General features: G+C 65.3%; 15 protein-coding genes. 7 read left to right on the forward strand and 8 right to left on the reverse strand.

Features of this window, described 5'->3' with window-relative positions; all coding sequences use genetic code 11:
- Positions 1-109 precede the first annotated feature (109 nt).
- From mhpT to NP534_RS03175, 7 genes are all read left to right on the forward strand, one after another.
- Positions 110-1,342: a 3-(3-hydroxy-phenyl)propionate transporter MhpT gene (gene mhpT, locus NP534_RS03145; RefSeq protein WP_274097744.1), complete on the forward strand. Its 1,233-nt coding sequence runs from the start codon at positions 110-112 to the stop codon at positions 1,340-1,342.
- On the forward strand, positions 1,339-1,878 hold the full coding sequence (locus tag NP534_RS03150) for a DUF3237 domain-containing protein (protein ID WP_033698580.1): 540 nt from the start codon (positions 1,339-1,341) through the stop codon (positions 1,876-1,878). The genes mhpT and NP534_RS03150 overlap by 4 nt, the downstream gene beginning before the upstream one ends.
- 88 nt (positions 1,879-1,966) lie before the next feature.
- Positions 1,967-2,797, forward strand: coding sequence for a p-hydroxycinnamoyl CoA hydratase/lyase (locus NP534_RS03155; RefSeq protein WP_033698578.1), 831 nt, complete (start codon positions 1,967-1,969; stop codon positions 2,795-2,797).
- Between the two features lie 47 nt (positions 2,798-2,844).
- Entirely contained in the window at positions 2,845-4,293 is a 1,449-nt protein-coding gene (locus NP534_RS03160; protein ID WP_033698576.1) for an aldehyde dehydrogenase, read from the forward strand.
- A 79-nt stretch (positions 4,294-4,372) separates the two neighbouring features.
- Positions 4,373-6,232, forward strand: a complete 1,860-nt coding sequence (locus tag NP534_RS03165; RefSeq protein WP_274097745.1) for a feruloyl-CoA synthase — start codon at positions 4,373-4,375, stop codon at positions 6,230-6,232.
- Complete coding sequence (locus tag NP534_RS03170) at positions 6,229-7,476, forward strand: thiolase family protein (protein WP_274097746.1); 1,248 nt, start codon at positions 6,229-6,231, stop codon at positions 7,474-7,476. Before NP534_RS03165 ends, NP534_RS03170 begins: the two co-directional genes overlap by 4 nt.
- Positions 7,477-7,489: 13 nt before the next feature.
- Positions 7,490-9,232: an acyl-CoA dehydrogenase gene (locus NP534_RS03175; RefSeq protein ID WP_274097747.1), complete on the forward strand. Its 1,743-nt coding sequence runs from the start codon at positions 7,490-7,492 to the stop codon at positions 9,230-9,232.
- Positions 9,233-9,310: 78 nt separating this feature from the next.
- Here NP534_RS03175 and NP534_RS03180 read toward each other — a convergent pair whose 3' ends face one another.
- The 8 genes from NP534_RS03180 to NP534_RS03215 form a co-directional block, all read right to left on the reverse strand.
- On the reverse strand, positions 9,311-9,775 hold the full coding sequence (locus NP534_RS03180; RefSeq protein WP_274097748.1) for a MarR family winged helix-turn-helix transcriptional regulator: 465 nt from the start codon (positions 9,773-9,775) through the stop codon (positions 9,311-9,313).
- 128 nt (positions 9,776-9,903) lie between these two features.
- Positions 9,904-11,757 (reverse strand): ABC transporter ATP-binding protein, encoded by a 1,854-nt coding sequence (locus NP534_RS03185; protein ID WP_186660926.1) that lies wholly within the window; start codon positions 11,755-11,757, stop codon positions 9,904-9,906.
- Between the two features lie 105 nt (positions 11,758-11,862).
- Positions 11,863-13,128, reverse strand: coding sequence for an MFS transporter (locus tag NP534_RS03190; RefSeq protein ID WP_274097749.1), 1,266 nt, complete (start codon positions 13,126-13,128; stop codon positions 11,863-11,865).
- 33 nt (positions 13,129-13,161) lie between these two features.
- Positions 13,162-14,223 (reverse strand): sugar phosphate isomerase/epimerase family protein, encoded by a 1,062-nt coding sequence (locus tag NP534_RS03195; RefSeq protein ID WP_258713779.1) that lies wholly within the window; start codon positions 14,221-14,223, stop codon positions 13,162-13,164.
- 113 nt (positions 14,224-14,336) lie between these two features.
- Positions 14,337-15,842 carry a MocR-like pyridoxine biosynthesis transcription factor PdxR gene (pdxR, locus tag NP534_RS03200; protein ID WP_274097750.1) on the reverse strand — a complete coding sequence of 502 codons (1,506 nt, stop codon included), beginning with the start codon at positions 15,840-15,842 and terminating at the stop codon, positions 14,337-14,339.
- A gap of 118 nt (positions 15,843-15,960) precedes the next feature.
- Positions 15,961-17,544, reverse strand: coding sequence for a sigma 54-interacting transcriptional regulator (locus NP534_RS03205; protein WP_274097751.1), 1,584 nt, complete (start codon positions 17,542-17,544; stop codon positions 15,961-15,963).
- A 12-nt stretch (positions 17,545-17,556) separates the two neighbouring features.
- Positions 17,557-18,330, reverse strand: coding sequence for an SDR family NAD(P)-dependent oxidoreductase (locus NP534_RS03210; protein ID WP_274097752.1), 774 nt, complete (start codon positions 18,328-18,330; stop codon positions 17,557-17,559).
- Between the two features lie 53 nt (positions 18,331-18,383).
- The gene (locus tag NP534_RS03215; protein ID WP_274097753.1) at positions 18,384-19,568 is read right to left on the reverse strand and encodes an acetyl-CoA C-acyltransferase; all 1,185 of its coding nucleotides are present in this window, start codon (positions 19,566-19,568) and stop codon (positions 18,384-18,386) included.
- Positions 19,569-19,600 lie beyond the last annotated feature (32 nt).

Below are 19,600 nucleotides of genomic sequence, written 5' to 3' on the forward strand. Positions count from 1 at the left end.
ACATAGGCGCTGCCATTCGCGATGCCGGGGGCGACGACGCCTCGTTCGTGTCCATGCGCGCCACCTTCAGGCTCTGATTACCTTACGCATAACAACAAGAGGGCTGCACATGAGTGGTTCAATCGCACATTCGCACCGACCGGTACTGACTATCGGTTTGTGCTTTCTCGTCGCCCTGCTCGAAGGGCTCGATCTGCAAGCCACCGGTATTGCGGCGCCGCACATGGCCAAGGAGTTCGCCTTGACCCCGGCGATGCTGGGGTGGGTGTTCAGTGCCGGCTTGCTCGGCCTGTTGCCTGGCGCCTTCGTTGGCGGCTGGCTGGCCGACCGCCTGGGCCGCAAACGCATCCTGATCATGGCCGTGTTGCTGTTCGGGCTGTTCTCCCTGGGCACCGCACATGCCTGGGACTATGCCTCGCTGCTGGTTGCCCGGCTGATGACCGGGCTGGGGCTGGGGGCGGCATTGCCGATCCTCATCGCCATGGCCAGTGAAGCGGCCCACGAACGCTTGCGCAGCACGGCCGTCAGCCTGACTTACTGCGGCGTCCCCCTGGGCGGCGCCATCGCGTCGGTGATTGGCATGGCAGGCTTGGGTGAGGGCTGGCGCCTGGTGTTCTATGTCGGCGGTTTCGCACCGATCGCGATTGCCTTCGTGCTGATGGCCTGGCTGCCTGAATCCCAGGCGTTTCGTGCCCAGGCCGCGACCACGGGCACGCAGAACGGGCTGGCAGCGCAACTGTTCGGCCCAGGCCGGGCGAGCCGCACGCTGCTGCTGTGGCTGGCGTGCTTCTTTACCTTGACCGTGCTGTACATGCTGCTCAACTGGCTGCCTTCGCTGTTGATTGGCCAGGGCTATACGCGGCCGCAGGCCGGCGCGGTGCAGATCCTGTTCAACCTGGGCGGCGCGGCGGGGTCATTCCTCACCGGGCGCATGATGGACCGTGGCCACGCAGGGCGTGCGGTGTGCATCGCCTATGCCGGCATGCTCGCCTCGTTGGCGGGCCTGGGCCTCTCCGCCAGCTTCGGCTTGCTCTTGCTGGCGGGCTTTACCGCAGGTTATTGCGCCATCGGCGGCCAGTTGGTGCTGTATGCGCTGGCCCCCACGCTGTACCCGACACACGTGCGCGCCACGGGGGTGGGCGCGTCGGTGGCCGTGGGCCGGTTGGGGTCGATGGCCGGGCCGTTGGCGGCCGGGCAGATCCTCGCTGCCGGCGCAGGCGTAGGCGGTTTGTTGCTGGCGGCCTCACCGGGGCTGGTGGTGGCTGCCGTGGCGGCGATGGCACTGCTGGGGCGCGGTGCAGTGCAGGCCGAAGCTGCAGCCTCGGGAGGTGTTGCGCCATGAGCCTGGGTAAAGCACTTGCCGTCATGCTGTTGAGCGGTTGCGCCGCACTGGCCCAGGCGGCCAGCTATGAACCGCCGCCGCTCAAGCTTGAGCCACTGGCGCGCTTCAGTGTCGACCTGGTGGCACCCATCTGGGAGCTGGGCAGCACCAGCGGGCAGGGCAAACGGCGCATCATCCCCATCACGGGTGGGCATTTCGAGGGCGCTCGGCTCAAGGGCACCATCCTCAACAACGGCGCGGACTGGCAAGTGGTCACCCCTGAGGGGGTGGCCATCATCGACACCCGTTACCTGCTGCAGACCGATGACGGTGCGTTGATCTACCTGCGCACCGAGGGCTACCGCTTCGGCCCGCCCGAGGTGATGAAGAAAGTCGCCGCCGGCGAGGACGTCGACCCCAGCCTGTACCAGTTCCGCATCACGCTGCGCTTTGAAACCTCGGCCCCGCAATACGCCTGGCTGAACCGCACGGTGGGCGTGGGCAGCGCCATGCGCCTGGGCAATGCCGTGGTCTACGACGCATTCGAAGTTAAATAGATAATTTTATTAATGGTAATTGACTTAACTATTTGGCCGGGCTAATGTTCGGCCAACCACAACGAACAATCAGTACAAGAGGTGTGTGATGGGCCAATACGACAACCGCTGGCAGACCGTGAAAGTCACCGTCGAGCAAGGCATCGCCTGGGTCAGCTTCAACCGTCCTGAAAAGCGCAACGCCATGAGCCCAACGCTCAACCGTGAAATGCGCGATGTACTGGAAACCGTCGAACAGGATGCCGACGCACGCGTGCTGGTGTTGACCGGTGAGGGCAGCGCCTGGACTGCCGGCATGGACCTCAAGGAGTACTTCCGCGAGGTGGACGCAGGCCCCGAGATCCTTCAGGAGCGCATCCGCCGCGATGCCTCGGAATGGCAGTGGAAGCTGCTGCGCTTCTACAGCAAACCCACCATCGCCATGGTCAACGGCTGGTGCTTCGGCGGTGGCTTCAGCCCGCTGGTCGCTTGCGACCTGGCCATCTGCGCCGACGAGGCCACCTTCGGCCTGTCTGAAATCAACTGGGGTATTCCACCGGGCAACCTGGTCAGCAAGGCCATGGCCGACACCGTGGGCCACCGTGAATCGCTGTACTACATCATGACCGGCAAGACCTTCGACGGGCAGAAAGCCGCGCAGATGGGGCTGGTGAACAAGAGCGTGCCGTTGGCGCAGTTGCGCGATGAAGTGGTGCTGCTCGCCCAGGACCTTCTCGACAAGAACCCGGTTGTGCTGCGTGCTGCCAAAAACGGCTTCAAGCGCTGCCGCGAGTTGACCTGGGAGCAGAACGAGGACTACCTGTACGCCAAGCTGGACCAGGCCCAGTTGCGTGACCCGGAGCACGGCCGCGCGCAAGGCCTGAAGCAGTTCCTCGACGACAAAAGCATCAAGCCAGGCCTGCAAGCCTACAAGCGCTGAGCGGCCGCGGTTTTCATTCCCGAACAACCAGAAAAGAGGAATGCCCGATGTTCGAGGTGCCCTTGTTAATTGGCGGTAAGGCCCGTGCGGCCAGCGACGGCGGCACGTTCGAACGTCGCCATCCGGTCAGCGGCGAGGTGGTGTCGGTGGTGGCCGCCGCCACCCTGGCCGACGCCGACGCGGCGGTCGAAGCGGCGCAGGCGGCGTTCCCCGCCTGGGCCGCGCTGGGGCCGGGCGAGCGCCGTGCGCGCTTGCTCAAGGCAGCCGATGCGCTGGATGCCCGGCGCGACGAGTTCCTGGCCATGGCCGGGGAAACCGGGGCCAAGGCCAACTGGTACGGTTTCAATGTGATGCTGGCGGCCAATATTCTGCGTGAAGCGGCGTCGATGACCACGCAGATCCAGGGCAGTGTCATCCCCTCCGACGTGCCCGGCAGCTTTGCCATGGCCCTGCGCCAACCCTGTGGGGTGGTGCTGGGCATCGCACCCTGGAATGCCCCGGTGATTCTGGCCACACGCGCCATTGCCATGCCCTTGGCGTGCGGTAATACCGTGGTGCTCAAGGCCTCCGAAGCCAGCCCGGCGGTGCATGGCCTGATCGGTCAGGTATTGCAGGCGGCCGGTTTGGGCGACGGTGTGGTCAACGTCATCTGCAATGCCCCGCACGATGCACCGGCAGTGGTTGAGCGTCTTATCGCCCATCCGGCGGTGCGGCGGGTGAATTTCACCGGGTCTACCCATGTCGGGCGCATCGTTGGGCAACTGGCGGCGCGTCACCTCAAGCCCGCAGTGCTCGAACTGGGTGGCAAGGCACCGTTCCTGGTCCTGGCCGATGCCGACCTGGAGGCTGCGGTCGATGCGGCGGCCTTTGGTGCCTACTTCAACCAGGGCCAGATTTGCATGTCGACCGAGCGGCTGATCGTCGACCAGGCGGTGGCCGATGAGTTCGTGGCCAAGCTGGGTGAGAAGGTGCGCCGCTTGCGTGCGGCAGACCCCTCGCAACCCGACGCGCCGCTGGGCTCTTTGATCGATGCCGGGGCCGGTGAGCGCATACAGGCGCTGGTCGATGACGCCGTCGGCAAGGGTGCGACCCTGGTGGCAGGCGGCGAACGTACGGGCAGCGTCATGCAGCCGGTACTGCTTGACCACGTCAATGCGGGCATGAAGCTGTACCGCGAAGAGTCGTTCGGGCCGGTGGCAGTGGTGCTGCGCGCCAGCGGCGACGAAGCGCTGCTGGCCCTGGCCAACGACTCCGAGTTCGGCCTCAGCGCGGCGATCTTCAGCCGTGATACCCAACGTGCCCTGGCCCTTGCCCAGCGCCTGGAGTCGGGCATCTGCCATATCAACGGCCCGACGGTGCATGACGAAGCGCAGATGCCGTTTGGCGGGGTCAAGGCCAGCGGTTACGGCAGCTTCGGCAGCACGGCGGCCATCGATGCCTTCACCCAGTTGCGCTGGGTTACCGTGCAGCATGGCGCGCGGCACTACCCGATTTGACCCACAACCTCACAACAACAATAGCGAATGCGCCTGGCGGCCCCTCGGCCCTTGGCGCACTCACGCAGAGGTAGCCTTCATGGACTGCGAAACCCTCTCCGTTGCCCAGCGTGCGCCGTTGCGCGCCGTCAAGATCGGGCAGCCCCAGGTACAGGTGCGCCAACAGGGCGACGTGCTGTACCTGGACCCCGTGGAAACGCTCGACGCCTACCCGGCACGGCTGATGGAGCGCTTGCTGCATTGGGCGCAGCAGCGCAGCGAGCAGACGTTTGTCGCGCGCCGCGCTGCCGACGGGCAGTGGCAGCACATCACTTACGCCGCCATGTTGCAGCGTGTTCGACGTATCGCCACGTGGTTGCTGGGCCAAGGCCTGAGCGCCGAACGCCCGCTGCTGATCCTCTCGGGCAACGACCTTGAGCACGTGCAACTGGCCACGGCCGCGCTGTATGCCGGCATTCCCTATTGCCCGGTATCGCCAGCGTACTCACTGTTGTCCCAGGATTTTGGCAAGCTGCGCCATATCGTCCAGACACTGCAACCGGGCCTGGTATTCGCGGCTGATGCCGCCTACGGCAGGGCCATCGATGCGGTGTTCGAGCCCTCGATTACCCTGGTGCTGGGCCAGGGCGAGCTGGCGGGGTGGGCGAGCACGCCATTCGCCGAGGTACTGGCCACCGTCGCCCAACCCTGTGCCGACCAGGCTTTTGCCGCCTTGCGCCCGGACAGCCTGGCCAAGTTCCTGTTCACCTCCGGCTCCACCAAGCTGCCCAAGGCGGTGGTCACCACCCAGGGGATGCTGTGTGCCAACCAGCAGATGCTGTTGCAGACCTTCCCGGAGTTCGCCGAAGTGCCGCCGGTGCTGGTCGACTGGCTGCCGTGGAACCACACCTTTGGCGGCAGCCACAACGTCGGTATCGTGTTGTACAACGGCGGCACGCTGTACATCGACGATGGCAAGCCGACGCCGCAGGGCTTTGCCCAGACGCTGCACAACCTCAAGGACATTTCCCCCACGGCGTACCTGACCGTGCCCAAAGGCTGGGAGGAACTGGTCAAGGCACTGGAGCAGGACAGCGCCCTGTGCGAGCGGTTCTTCCAGCGCATGAAGCTGTTCTTTTTCGCCGGTGCCGGGTTGTCCCAGGCCATCTGGGACCGCCTTGACGCCGTGGCCGTGGCCCACTGCGGCGAACGCATCCGCATGATGGCGGGCCTGGGCATGACCGAGACTTCGCCGTCGTGCACCTTCACCACCGGGCCGCTGTCGGTGGCCGGCTACATCGGCCTGCCGGCCCCGGGGTGCGAGGTCAAGCTGGTGCCGGTGGACGGCAAGCTTGAGGCGAGGTTTCGCGGGCCCCATGTGATGCCGGGGTACTGGCGCTCATCGCAGCAGACCCAGGAGGCGTTCGACGAAGAGGGGTTCTACCGCAGCGGTGATGCGGTGCGCCTGTGCGACCCCGGCAACCCGCAGCTGGGTTTGATGTTCGACGGGCGCATTGCCGAGGACTTCAAGTTGTCCTCCGGGGTGTTCGTCAGCGTTGGGCCGATGCGCACCCAGGTGATCTTGCAGGGTGCGCCCTATGTGCTGGATGTGGTGGTGTTGGGCCCGGACCGCGAATGCCTGGGTTTGCTGATCTTCCCGCGCTTGCCGGAATGCCGGCAGCTGTCCGGGCTTGGCACCCAGGCCAGTGACGCCCAGGTGCTGGCATCGCCCGCCGTGCGTGACTGGCTGGCCAGCCTGCTGGCCACGCTCAACCGGGGCGCGACAGGCAACGCCAGCTACATCCGCTTCGCCGGCCTGGCCGCCGAAGCACCGTCCATCGACCGTGGTGAGATCACCGACAAGGGCTCGCTCAACCAGCGCGTGGTCCTGCAATTGCGGCACGACCTGATCGACAGCTTGTATGCAGGGCCTGGGCCGTTGCGTGTAGACGCACCATGACGGCCCGGGGGCAGTTCCGCACGTTTGCGGCGACCGCGTTGCTAGAGGGCATCCGTACGCCGTGGGTCGATATCAATGGCGCATTCGGCCTGGTCTCGCCGACCGACCTGGGCATCAAGGCCGGCCGCGCGGTGTTGCAGCGTGCCAGGCTCGATGCCGGCGAAGTCGACAGCGTACTGGCCGGCTCCATGGCCCAGGCAGACTTCGATGCCTACATGCTGCCCAGGCATATCGGGCTTTATTGCGGTGTCGACCAGGCAGTGCCGGCGCTGATGGTGCAACGGATCTGCGCCACCGGTTTCGAGCTGCTGCGCCAGGCCGGTGAGCAGATTCAGGCGGGGGAGGCCGGCACCGTGCTGTGCGTGGCCGCCGAGTCGATGTCGCGTAACCCGATTGTCGCCTACACCCACCGTGGCGGGTTCAAGCTGGGCGGCGAGGTCGGCTTCAAGGACTTTCTGTGGGAGGCATTGTTCGACCCTGCGGTGGGCATCAGCATGATCCAGACCGCCGAGAATATCGCCCGGCAATACCGCATCCCCCGCGAGGCCGTAGACGCCTGGGCTGCCATGAGCTTTGCGCGGGCCATGGAGGCGCGGGCGCGCGGGTGGTTCAGCGACGAATGCGTCAGCGTCTGCAGCGAAGTGTTCGAAGCGCCCGGCTTGCTAGCGCGCGGTATTCGCCTGCCGCGTGGCGTTGAAGCTGTCACTGAAGACAGCCACCCACGCGCGACCGCTTTCGAACGTTTGCAGCAACTGCCCGCGCTTTACCCGCAGGGGGTACAGACTGCGGGCAACAGCTGTGCGGTGGTGGATGGGGCGGCGGCGGTGCTGATGTGTTCGGCCGACGCGCTGGCCGGGCGTACGCCTTTGGCCTGGTTGCGGGCCAGCAGCGTGGTGGGCGTGGCGCCCGAGGTGATGGGGCTGGGCCCGGTACCGGCCATCCGCTTGCTGCTGGCGCGGGCCGGGCTGGCGCTGGACGACATTGCCTGCTTTGAAATCAATGAAGCCCAGGGGGCGCAGATCGTAGCGGTGCAGCAAGCGCTGGGCATTGCCCCCGAGCGGTTGAATGCCTGCGGCGGCGCTATTGCCTTGGGCCATCCGCTGGCCGCTACCGGCCTGCGCCTGGTCATCAGTGTGGCCCGGCAACTGCGCGCCAGTGGCCAGCGTTTTGGTGTGGTCTCGGCCTGCGTCGGTGGCGGCCAGGGCATGGCCTTGCTGCTGGAAAACCCGCTGGCCATGGTTTGACAAGGAGTTTCACGTGCACACCTATCGCGCTCCGCTGCAAGACATCCGTTTTGTGATCGATCAATGGCTGCAGGCACCGGCGGCGTGGGCCGAATGCGAGCGCTTCGCTGGCGTCGACAGTGCCTTGGCGCAACAGTTGCTGGAGGAGGGCGCGCGCTTTGCAGAACAGCAACTAGTGCCGCTGAACAAGCCCGGTGATCGCGAAGGCTGCCGGTTCCAGGACGGCCATGTGAGCACGCCAACCGGGTTTCGCCAGGCCTACCAGCGCTATGTGGACGGCGGCTGGCCAGGCTTGGCCTGCGCGCAAGCGCACGGCGGGCAAGGGCTGCCGCTGCTGCTCGGCGCTGCGCTGCACGAAGTGATCTACGCCTGCAACCATGGCTGGGCCATGTACAGCGGCATTGCCCATGGCGCCTACGAATGCCTGCGTCAGTTTGGCTCTGCCGAGCTTCGCCAGGCCTGGCTTGGCAAGATCGTCAGCGGTGAGTGCCTGCCCACCATGTGTCTGACCGAACCCCAGGCCGGTAGCGATGTGGGGCTGCTGCGCACACAGGCGCGGGTAGATGAGGCCGGGGCTTATCGGCTGACCGGCAACAAAGTATTCATTTCCGGCGGCGAGCACGACCTGACCGACAATATCCTGCACCTGGTGCTGGCGCGGTTGCCCGATGCGCCCGCAGGCAGCCGTGGGATTTCGCTGTTTCTGGTACCCAAGCTGACTGAGCAAGGCCGGCTCAATGGCGTTCATTGCACCGGCATCGAACACAAGATGGGTATTCACGCCAGCGCCACCTGCAGCCTGAGCTTCGATCAGGCCGAAGGCTGGCTTGTCGGCGAGCCGCAGGGTGGCTTGGCTGCGTTGTTCGTGATGATGAACAGTGCCCGTACCTACGTGGGCCTGCAGGGCTTGGCCCATGCCGAAAGCGCTGGCCAGCACGCCTTGGCGTATGCGCAGGCGCGCGTGCAGATGCGCGCGGTGCTACGCCCCGAAGGTGCATTGGCCGCTGCGGCGGACCCTGTGGCTTTTCACCCGGCGGTGCGCCAGGTGCTCTGGCAGTCTCGGGCGATGACCGAAGGCATGCGGGCCATCGGTTATTGGAGCGCGCACCTGATTGACCTTGCCGAACAGGCGCAAGGCATGGCCCGGCAAGCGCTGGAGGCGCGCATCGCCTTGCTCACCCCGGTGGTTAAGGCCTTTTTCACCGAGCAAGGGTTTCAACTGGCCAGTGACGCGCTGCAGGTGTTCGGCGGTTACGGTTATGTCACCGAGTCGGGCATCGAGCAAACCGTGCGCGACAGCCGCGTGGCGATGATCTACGAGGGCACCAACGAGATCCAGGCCAACGACCTGTTGCTGCGCAAGGTCTTGGGCGATGGTGGCGAGGCCCTGCAAGCACTGTTGGCCCACGTGCTGGAAGAAGCAGGCCTGGCCAGCGATGCTGAAGGCATGCGCTGGGCGCAGCAGCTGCGCGTTGCCAGTGACGGCTTGCAGGCGTGGGTGGGTGGGCTTGTCGAGCACGATGACCAGGAGTACGCCTACCGCGCTGCGGGTGATTTTCTCCAGGCATTGGCAATGTTGTTGCTGGGCCATGCCTGGGCCCGGTCGGCGCGCCTGGCACTGGTGCACGCGGATCAACCGTTCTACCGGCGCAAACGCCAGACGGCGGCGTATTTCTTTGACCATCTGTGGTTGCGTTTTGCCTATCGGCTGCAGCGGCTGCACGCGGCGCAGCTGCCATTGCCGTTCGTGGGCTGACACCACCCTTCAAGCCCGCTCCCACAGGTTCTCTGCGCGACAGCGCAGTTCAAAGGGCTGGGCAACCCTTCCGGCAGCCTAATAAGCCTTGCGCAGCAGGGCGAGCAACTGCTGGCGCTCGTCATCATTCAGGTTGGCAGTGGCGGCGCGGTCGCTTTCTTCGGCGACGCCGTACAGCGTTTTCAGCAGCTTCTCACCCGCCTTGCTCAGGTAAAGGCCATACGAGCGCTTATCTGCCTTGCTGCGCACCCGCAGGGCCAGCCCGGCTTCTTCCAGTTTGTTGAGCAGGGGCACGACCTGGGGCGGCTCGATGTTCAGCGCCTTGGCCAGCTCGGCCTGCGTGGGGCCGGGGTTCTGCGCGATGATCGCCAACGCGGAAAACTGTGCAGGCCGCAGTTCGTACGGTGTCAGGCAATCGACAAGGTGCTGGAACACCTTCATCTGCACGCGACGCAAGGCGTAGCCAACCAGGTCATTGAGGTCTGCCGGCGCACTGGCCTCGCTGCCGTCGGCGCCCGATTGGACTGCAGGGGAAGTCTTCATGCGGTCTCGTGTGTCAGGGGTGGTAGGGACAAAAATGATTAACAAGTATAACCGATGCCGAACCTCTGCAAACAGCGCTGCCTTTGTGGTGAGGGGCAGCCTTCGCAACCGGCTGCCACCGCTCAGGCTTACTCCATGGCCTCCGCCACCCCCTGGTCCTCACCCAGGAACCCGCCGCTCTGGTGCTGCCAGAGCCTGGCGTAGGTGCCGTTGCGGGCCAGCAGTTCGGCGTGGGTGCCTTGCTCGATGATGCGCCCTTCATCCATGACGATAAGCCGGTCCATGGCCGCGATCGTGGACAGCCGATGGGCGATGGCGATGACGGTCTTGCCTTGCATCATCTCGTTGAGGCTTTCCTGGATGGCGACTTCGACTTCCGAATCCAGCGCGCTGGTGGCTTCGTCGAGCAACAGGATCGGCGCGTTCTTGAGCATCACCCGAGCAATGGCAATGCGCTGGCGTTGGCCACCGGAGAGCTTGATACCGCGTTCACCCACCAGCGTGTCGTAGCCGCTATGGCCTTGCCGGTCGCTCAATTGTTCGATGAAGCCGTCGGCCTGGGCATTGGCCGCAGCCGTGCGGATTTGCGCGTCGGTTGCGTCGGGGCGGCCGTAGGCGATGTTGTCGCGGATCGAGCGGTGCAGCAGGGAAGTGTCTTGCGTGACCATGCCGATGGCGCTGCGCAGGCTGTCCTGGGTGACCTGGGCGATGTTCTGCCCGTCGATGCGAATCTCGCCGCTGTCCACGTCATAGAACCGCAGCAGCAGGTTGATCAGCGTCGACTTGCCGGCGCCGGAGCGCCCCACCAGGCCGACTTTTTCGCCCGCGCGGATGTTCAGGCTCAGGCCGTCGAGCACCTGCCGTTCACCGTTGTAGTTGAAGCTGACCTTGTCGAAGGCCACTGCGCCGCCGCGGGTTTCCAGCACGCTCGCGTTCGGCGCATCCTGCACCTTGGGGCCGCGGGTCAAGGTGGCCATGCCGTCCTGCACGGTGCCGATGTTCTCGAACAGCGCGGTCATCTGCCACATGATCCAGTGCGACATGCCATTGACACGCAAGGCCATGGCGGTAATCGCCGCCACGGCGCCGGTGCCTACCTCACCCTGGTGCCAGAGCCACAGGGCATAACCGCCTGCGCCCAGGATCAAACCGACCACCAGGGCCTGATTGACGATCTCGAACTGGCTCACCAGGCGCATCTGGCGAAAGCCGGTTTGCTTGAAGTCCTCCATCGCCGCACGCGCGAAGTGCGCTTCGCGCTTGGAGTGCGAAAACAGCTTCACGGTGGTGATATTGGTGTAGGCGTCGGAAATTCGCCCGGTCATCGATGAGCGCGCATGGGCCTGTTCCTGGCCGACTTTGCCCAGGCGTGGCACAAAGTACACCATCGCCAGCCCGAACAGCGCGACCCAGGCAATGAACGGCAGCATCAGCTTCAAGGCGAAGCCGCCCGCCAGGGCAATGATGGCGATGAAGTACACACCGATACCGGGCGCGATCTCGATGAGGGTGAACAGCACTTCGCGCACCGCCAGCGCCGTCTGCATCACCTTGGTGGTGACCCGGCCAGAGAACTCGTCGGAAAAGAACGACAGGCTTTGCCGCAGCATCAGGCGATGGAAGTCCCAGCGCAGGCGCAGCGGCAAATTGATCGCCAACACCTGGTGCTGCACCATCGTGCGCAGTGCCACCAGCCCGATACTGGTCATAAGCACGATGCCGATACCCCACAGCACGCGGCGTTCCTGCCCGGCTGCAGCGCCGCCGGCCTGCCAGGTCGAGAGCAGGTCGACGACCTGGCCAAGGAAGGAAAACAACCAGGCTTCGTAGATCGACACCGCCGCGCTGAGCAAGGCCAGCGCAAGCACATAGCCACGGGCACCGCGCGTACACGCCCAGAGGAAGCGCAGCAGGCCGACCGGTGGGGGTGGCGCCTCGTCGGGCGGGAAGGGGTCTAGCCGTCGTTCAAAAACACCAAGCATGGTGGGCTCCCAAAAGGTTCAGTTGTACCGCGCGCTGGCGTCAGATGCCAGACCGACATGGAAACCGAACCCTCAGGCTTGCCACTGGCCCATGCGCTGCGCGGGTCAGGCCTGGGCCGCACGCATCCCATCAGAGGCCACGGATTGCTTGCGCACTGCCCGATAGAGCAGGCTGGACACCATGAACCCTGCAAGGGCCAGCAGGCTCATCAAGGTGAAGACGACGGTATACCCCTGCTGGCCAGGGAAGTGGTCGAGGATCGCGCCGTAGATGACGTAGGCAAACATGCCGGGTGCGTAGCCGATCAGGCAACCGATGCCGAAGGCGGACCCGGTGATGTGCTGGGGTATGCCGACTTCACCCATGGGCGCCCAGAACACGCCGCGCATGGAGAACACGATCAGCGCAAAGGAGAGGGTGGCGGCCATGCCGGCATAGATGAAGCCCGGGCTTTTGGGGATCAGCAGGATCACCGCCATCACTGGCAACAGCGCCAGAAATGCCCATTTCAAGTAGCGGCTGGTGCTTTTGAACTGTTTGTCGGCAATGAAACCGCCGGCAGGCCCGCCCAGGATCTTCAGGAAGTACTGGTTGATGATGCCGTAGGCACCCACCAACGCCACGGGCAAGCCGTACATTTCCTTGAGGTAGGGGATGAAGTAGGTCAGGCCGCAGTAGACGATGTAGACCATGAACACGTTCAGGCTGACCAGCCAGATCCCCGGTACCTTGATCGCTTCCATCAGGTTCGCCAGGCCGTGTTTCGGTTTGGCCACCGACGGCGTGTTGCCGCCTTTGAGCAGGAACCAGGTCAGGGTGCCGGCCAGCAAGTCGATCACCGAGTAGAACAGGATCGCCGACTTCAGGCCGTTTTCGCCCGAGCCCATGGCAACGAACACCCCCAGTGCGGCAAAGGCGACCAGCGTATCCACCACGCCACGCCCGCCTTCGAGCAGGCCGAACAGGCGCCCTTGCTCCTGGTCGTTACCCAGGTTGCGGATAGCCTTGAGCAGCGAGGGCCAGAACAGGCAATCGGCGCACACGGCCAGCAGGCTGAACACGATCAACAAACTGCTGAACGGGGGGAAGGTCGCCAGGTACACGCCCAGGCAACCGGTGCCGATCAGCCCGAGGGGGATCAGCTTGCGCGTCTCGAAGCGGTCGGCGAGCAGGCCGCCAACCACGAACAGGGCTGTGGCGATGACCGCATTGGCACTGAGCAGCAGGCCGATTTCAGTGTGGCTCAGGCCCATGAATTCCTGCATGGGGACGTAGAAGGCGTCCTTCAGGTTCGCCAGCTTGTAGACGGTGCCGCCGCCCAGGATGAGGATCAGGAATCGGAGCCATTTGGCTTTGTTCTGGGATGTCATTGTTGTTCTCCGCAGGTAATCGGGTCGCCAGGGTCAAGCGTTGGCCAAGGTCAGCTCGGCCAGGGTGCGAAATTCGCCCAGCAGGCCGCGCACATAGGCCACCTGGTTGTTGGCCCAACGGTGCTCGTCGGCCAGCATGCGCGCCAGGGTGAAACCGGCAGGCAGCGGTGTTTCGCTCATTTCCCGATAAGCGATGAAGGGGTCGGCCGCTTCCTGCTGCTGGCGGAAGGCCGGGGCCACGTAGTGGTTTTCCTGTTCGAGGATGAAGGCGATCACCTGCGGGGCTGTGTCGCCCAGCATCAGCAATTCGTACAGCATGCGTGCACTGGGCAGGTCGTCCTCGGCGCTGCCCTGCAGCACGCCGTAATGGCCGAAGCCGTTCTGTTCGGCGACGATGCGCACCCCCTTGAGGTGGCTTTGGCGGATGTGCGGCGCCAGGTTGCGCAGGGCTTGCAGCGGCTGTTCGCAGGCATTGATCATGTTGCCGAAGTCGAACAGGGCATGCAGGCGTGGGTGGTCGAGGCGCTTGAGCAGTTGGGCGATCTCGTCGCTCTTGAGCTCTTCGTGCTGCTCGAAGTCAAAGTACAGGTCGTGGGCGTCGGCCTGTTGCGCCAGGTAGTGCAGGTCGCTCTCGATGATGTCCATGACCCGCGACAGCGTGCCCTCATAACGCGAGTAGACGCGGATGTTGCGTACCCCCAGGGCCTTGGCGATGGCGATCACCTGGTCGACATCCTGTTTCAGCGTGCTGCTGATTTCCACGTGCACGTCCAGCCCCAGTGCCTGGGCCTTGTCGGCAAACGCCTGGAGCTGGCCGGGGGACATCTGGCTCAGGCTGTTCTGCTCGCCGTCGAGCACGTGCAGGCTCAGGCCTTGCAGTTCGTGGCGATAGGCGAAGTCCAGCAGGTCGGCGGGGGTGACGTGGCCGTGGGTGAGGTTGGTCAACAGCGGATAGGCGTGAGCAAACAGGCGCACCTGTGCAAGGCGTTCGAGCAACCGTTGGGCCAAGGCGGGCGTCAGCACGGGGGCTGCCGCGTGTTCGACCACGTTGTGGCTGAGCAAGGCGTTGAAACGTTCCTGGATCTTATTGTTCATTAGCGTCGTTCCTGGTTCAGGCGCCGGGTTTTGCCGGCCCAGTCTTTATCGCGCCAGTCAGGAACGTTCGATAGATCCATTATCCATCAATCGATAGGACCACTTGCCCGGCCTCAAGCGTTGCCGGGCAGATACCCCAGTGCGCGCAGGGCCCGGGCCAGCGCCTCGACCCGCGTCGCGGCCTGGTTTTCAGGCGTGCCGGCAAAGCCGATCAGCAGCGCCGGCGGTTGCGCATGGGCGATGCTGTAGTCGCTCAAGGGGTAGGTGTGGATGCCATGCTCGGCCAGTTGCCGGGCGATGTCTGCGTCGCTGAGGTGGGTGGGCAACCAGGCGATCAGGTGCATGCCGGCATCGGCCGGGGTGAGGGTGAAGAAGCCGCCAACCTGCAGTTCGAGTTGTTCGATCAACGCCTGCTGGCGCGCCTTGTACAGGCCGCGTATGCGGCGGATGTGGCCAATGAAGTGACCTTGGGCCATGAAGTCTGCGGTGGTTGCTTGCAGCAGCGTCGGCGGGCTGCGGTCCATGACTGCACGCAGGGTGCAGAAGGGCTCGACCAGCGCCGGCGGCAGAATCACGTAGCCCAGCCTGAGTGATGGAAACAGCACCTTGCTGAAGGTGCCGACATAGATCACCCGGGCCATCTGGTCCAGGGCGTACAGCGCGGGCAGCAGGCGGCCGCTGTAGCGCAACTCGCTGTCGCAATCGTCCTCGATGATCCAGCTCTGTTGCTGCGCGGCCCAGTCGATCAGTGCCTGGCGCCGCGCATAGCTCAAGGTGACGCCCAGCGGGTGCTGGCGCGAGGGTGTGCAAAACACTAGCCGCGCCTCAGGGCACTCGCTCAGCCCTTGTTCGACATCGATCCCGTCAGGGTCGACACGCAACGCCGTCACCCGTGCCCCTTGCGCCTGCAACGCAATGCGCGCGGCGATGTGCCCCGGGTCTTCCATCCACACGCTGTCCTGAGGGTTGAGCAACAGCATGCCCAGCAGGTTGAACGCTTGCTGCGCGCCGGACACGATCACCACCTGACCGGCCTCGCAGTCAATGCCACGGGCATCGAACACGTACTCGGCGATCGCGCTGCGCAGGGCGTGCAAGCCTTGCAACTCGCCGTACCCCAGCATCGCCTTGGTAGGTTTGAGCAGGTGCTGGTTCATCAGGCGTCGCCAGACCGCCTGGGGGAACGCTTCATAGGTGCTGTGGCTGGGCAGGAAAGACGTCGGTGTGGCGGGGTCCCAATCGGCGTACGAAATGCCGCGAAAATGGTCGCTGCGCAGCGACAGCATCGACTGGCTCAAGTCGGACAGGCGCGGTGGCGGCTGCTGTTGCTCGGCCTGGCCGCCCCGGCTCTCCCACTCGCTGCCGACATAGGTGCCGGCGCCGGTACGCGAGGCCAGAAAACCTTCGGCAATCAACTGATCGAACGCGTTGAGAATGGTGATTCGCGACAGCCCCAACTCGTGGCTCAACGTGCGGGTCGAGGGCAGCCGCACGCCTCCCTGGATCCTGCCGTTGAGTATCTGCTTGCGAATCTGCAGGTACAGTTGGCGGTACAGGGGAAGGGTGCTGGCGCGGTCCAGCTCGATGGCCGACAGCAGCAAACCTGCGGCAGTTTTCATGGCATGTTCGTCTGCGGGGGAAGTGAGTGGGCCTGAAACCCTCAGGCCTGCAGAAGCCAAGGGTATCGGGCGTTACCCGATAAGTCATCCGTAAGCTGAGCATGGCTGCGCCCGCCGCTCAGGGCTGCGCCCGCAGCCGCCGCCACAGGGTGCTGCGGCTGACGCCCAGGCTACGTGCGGCTTGTTCCATGTTGCCGTCGTAGCTGGCCAGCGTACGCCGGGCATGCGCCGCCTCGGCGGCCTTGCCCAGGCTGCGCAGGTTGTCGTTGAGGGCCAGTGGCTGGGTGGGGGCCTGCGGATGTTGGAAAAACTCCGGGAACAGGTTGGCCAGGGCGATGCCATCGGCGCCCTCCAGGGCGGGGGCACACAGGGCGGCGCGCTCGGCAATGTTGTCCAGCTCACGGATGTTGCCCGGCCAGCTGTGGCGCAGCAGCAAGGGCAGCAGCGGCTGCAACTGCGGTGCGCCAAGCCGTGTCGTGCCGTGCCGGGCGAGCAGCGCTTCGAACAGCGGCAGGATGTCTTGAGCGCGCTCACGCAGGGGCGGCACCACCAGGCGCAGGATGTTCAGCCGGTAGAACAGGTCGGCGCGAAACTGCCCGCTGGCGATGCGCGCAGACAAGTCGCAATGGGTGGCGGCAATCACGCGGATATCCACCGGTGTCGGCTCGCAGGCGCCCAGGCGCAGCACCTCACGCTCCTGCAGCACGCGCAGCAGGCGGGTTTGCAGGGCCACGGGCATGTCGCCGACTTCGTCGAGGAACAGCGTGCCACCGTGGGCCAGCTCGATCAGGCCAGGCTTGCCGCCCTTGCGCGACCCGGTGAACGCGCCATCTTCATGGCCAAACAGCTCGCTTTCGAGCAACGACTCAGGCAAGGCCGCGCAGTTGATGGCCACGAACGGCCCCGGCTGGCGTGCGCTGGCGTGGTGCAGGCTCTGTGCCAGCCATTCCTTGCCGGTGCCGCTTTCACCGGTGATCAGCACCGTGGCGTTGCTGGTGGCGTAGCGCTGCGCCAGTTGCACGGTCGCGCGAAACGCCGGGGCATCGCCGAGCAACTGATCGAAACGATAGCGGGTGGTGAACGGCTGTGGGGTGGGCGGCTTGCGCGCGCGCCGGGACCGCGCGCGCAGGCGGTCGAAGGCCTGGCGCAGGCTGTCGCTATCCAGGGCGAGCACGCCTTCGGCGCCGGCCGCATCAGCCAGCTGGCAGACCGTAGGCGAACCGATGATGACTTCGACGCCGTCCTGCACCAGGCGCTCGACCTTCGCCCGGGCTTGTTCCAGGCTGGTATAGGTATGTTGCTGAACCCGCCGGTCGAACAGTGGCGGCAGGGTCGCTGGGCCGGGGTGCTGGCCAAAGTTGAGCACGCCGACCCGCTTGGCACGGCTGCGGGCCAGGGTGAGGGCGCGGGCCAGGTCGCATTGGCCTGGGTGCAGGGCCAGCACCTTGGTCGTCAGGTGCTGGCGCAAGTACTCGGCGACGGCACCGGAACACAAAATGATGTCTGCCCGCTGGTGGCGGTCCAGGTCGCGCGCCAGCGGCAGCAGTTCGGCCAGGGTGGTTTCGATCACCTCGATATGGGCCTGCTGGCGGTAGTCGGCGCTGACCTGTTCGATCAGGCGCGCCATGCGGCTGGGGGCCGGTGGTTGGCGCAAGTGGGTGACCAGCGCGACCACGCGTGGCAGGTAGGCGGCAACGGGCATGCAGGCTCCTTGCTATAACGGGTTGACCAGGTGCCCGCCATCCACGGCCAGGACACTGCCGGTCATGAAGCCACCGGCGTCACTGGCCAGTAACAGCACAGGCCCGTCCAGCTCGCTCAATTGGCCCAGACGCCGCATCGGCACGTGATCCTTGATGTAGCCCTGGCCGGCCTCACTGTCGAAGTAGGCCTCGTTCATTTCGGTCTTGAAGTAACCCGGGGCGATGGCATTGACCCGGATCCGGTGGCGGGCCAGCTCCAGCGCCATGGCCTTGGTCAACTGCACCACACCGGCCTTGGCCGTGCAGTAGTGGCTCAGGCCGGTGCCAACACGCAGGCCCAGGATCGAGGCGATGTTGATGATGCTCCCGGCGCGGCCGGCCTTCACCAGGCGCTGGCTGGCGCATTGCGCCACATGAAACACGCCGTCGAGGTTGGTCGAGAGCATGTGTTGCCAGTCCTCCCCGCTCAGTTCGAGGAAGCGCCCAGGGTCGCCGATGCCGGCGTTGTTGATGACCACATCGACCACGCCAAAACGGGCCTCGGCCTGGTCGAACGCCTGTTCGACACTGTCGCGCCGGGTGACATCGAGCACTACGGCCAGCGCTTCGCCGCCTTGGGCTTGAAGTTGCTCGACCCGCGCCTGCAAGCGCTCGGCCCGGCGCGCCGCCAGCACCACGCGGGCGCCTGCGGCCTGGGCCAGGCGCGCGAAATGGGCACCCAGGCCGCTGGAGGCACCGGTCACCAGCACGGTCTTGCCGGCCAGGGAAAAGGGGGTAGCTAGCATGGTCTCTCCTTGTTCGATGATTCAGCTGGGACTTGTGGAGGGCTGGGGTTTCTTCACAGCACTTCGAACAGGCCGGCCGCACCCATGCCGCCGCCTACGCACAGGGTCACCACCACATAGCGCACCCCGCGCCGTTTGCCTTCGAGCAGGGCATGCCCGACCATCCTCGCGCCGCTCATGCCATAGGGGTGACCGATGGCGATGGCCCCGCCGTTGACGTTCAGGCGCGCCGGGTCGATGCCCAGTTTGTCGCGGCAGTACAGCACCTGGCAGGCAAAGGCTTCGTTCAGCTCCCACAGGCCGATGTCGGCGACCTTCAGCCCGTGTTGCTTGAGCAGGCGCGGCACCGCATACACCGGGCCGATGCCCATCTCTTCCGGCGCCAAGCCGGCCACGGCGATACCCCGATAGAGGCCCAGCGGCCTGAGGTTGCGCTGTTCGGCCAGGCGCGCATCCATCAGCACGCAGGCGCTGGCACCGTCGGACAGCTGGCTGGCATTGCCAGCGGTGATGCAGCCGCCCTCGACCACCGGCTGCAAGCCTGCCAGGTCGTCAAGGCGAGTCTGCGGGCGGTTGCCTTCATCTTGCGTCAGGGTCACCTGGCGGTAGCTGACTTCGCCGGTGTGCCTGTCCTTGATCAACTGCTGGGCGGTCACTGGCACGATCTCGGCCTCGAACAGCCCGGCTTGCTGGGCGGCGGCAGTGCGCAGCTGCGATTGCAGGGCGTAGGCATCCTGCGCAGCACGGCTGATGCCGTAGCGTTGGGCAACATGCTCGGCGGTGTGCAGCATCGGCATGTAGGCGTGCGGTACCTGTTGGATGACCGCGTTGTCTTGCTCGGCCAAGGCCCATTCGAGGTTGCGCACCTGCACCGCGCTGATGTTCTCCTGGCCGGCGCCGACGGTAACGTGCATGCCATCGACAATGATCTGCTTGGCGGCGGTGGCAATCGCCATCAGCCCGGAGGCGCATTGCCGGTCCAGGGTCTGGCCACTCACCGAAACCGGCAGGCCGGCCGCCAGCGCGCTCATGCGGCCCAGGTTCCAGCCGGCGGTGCCAGAGGGCATCGCGGTGCCCATCACCAGGTCTTCCACTTCGTCGGCGGCGATGCCGGCGCGGGCAACGGCAGCCTTGATGGCATGGGCGGCTAGGCTGGGTGAGCGCAAGTTGTTGAGGACACCGCGAAAGGCCTTGCCAATCGGGGTGCGGGCGGTCGAGAGAATGACGGCTTCTTTCATCAGGGTTTCCTTGTTGGCGAGGGTTTTTGCAG

The organism is Pseudomonas sp. 39004 (assembly GCF_028682155.1).
Classification (GTDB): Bacteria; Pseudomonadota; Gammaproteobacteria; order Pseudomonadales; family Pseudomonadaceae; genus Aquipseudomonas; species Aquipseudomonas capeferrum.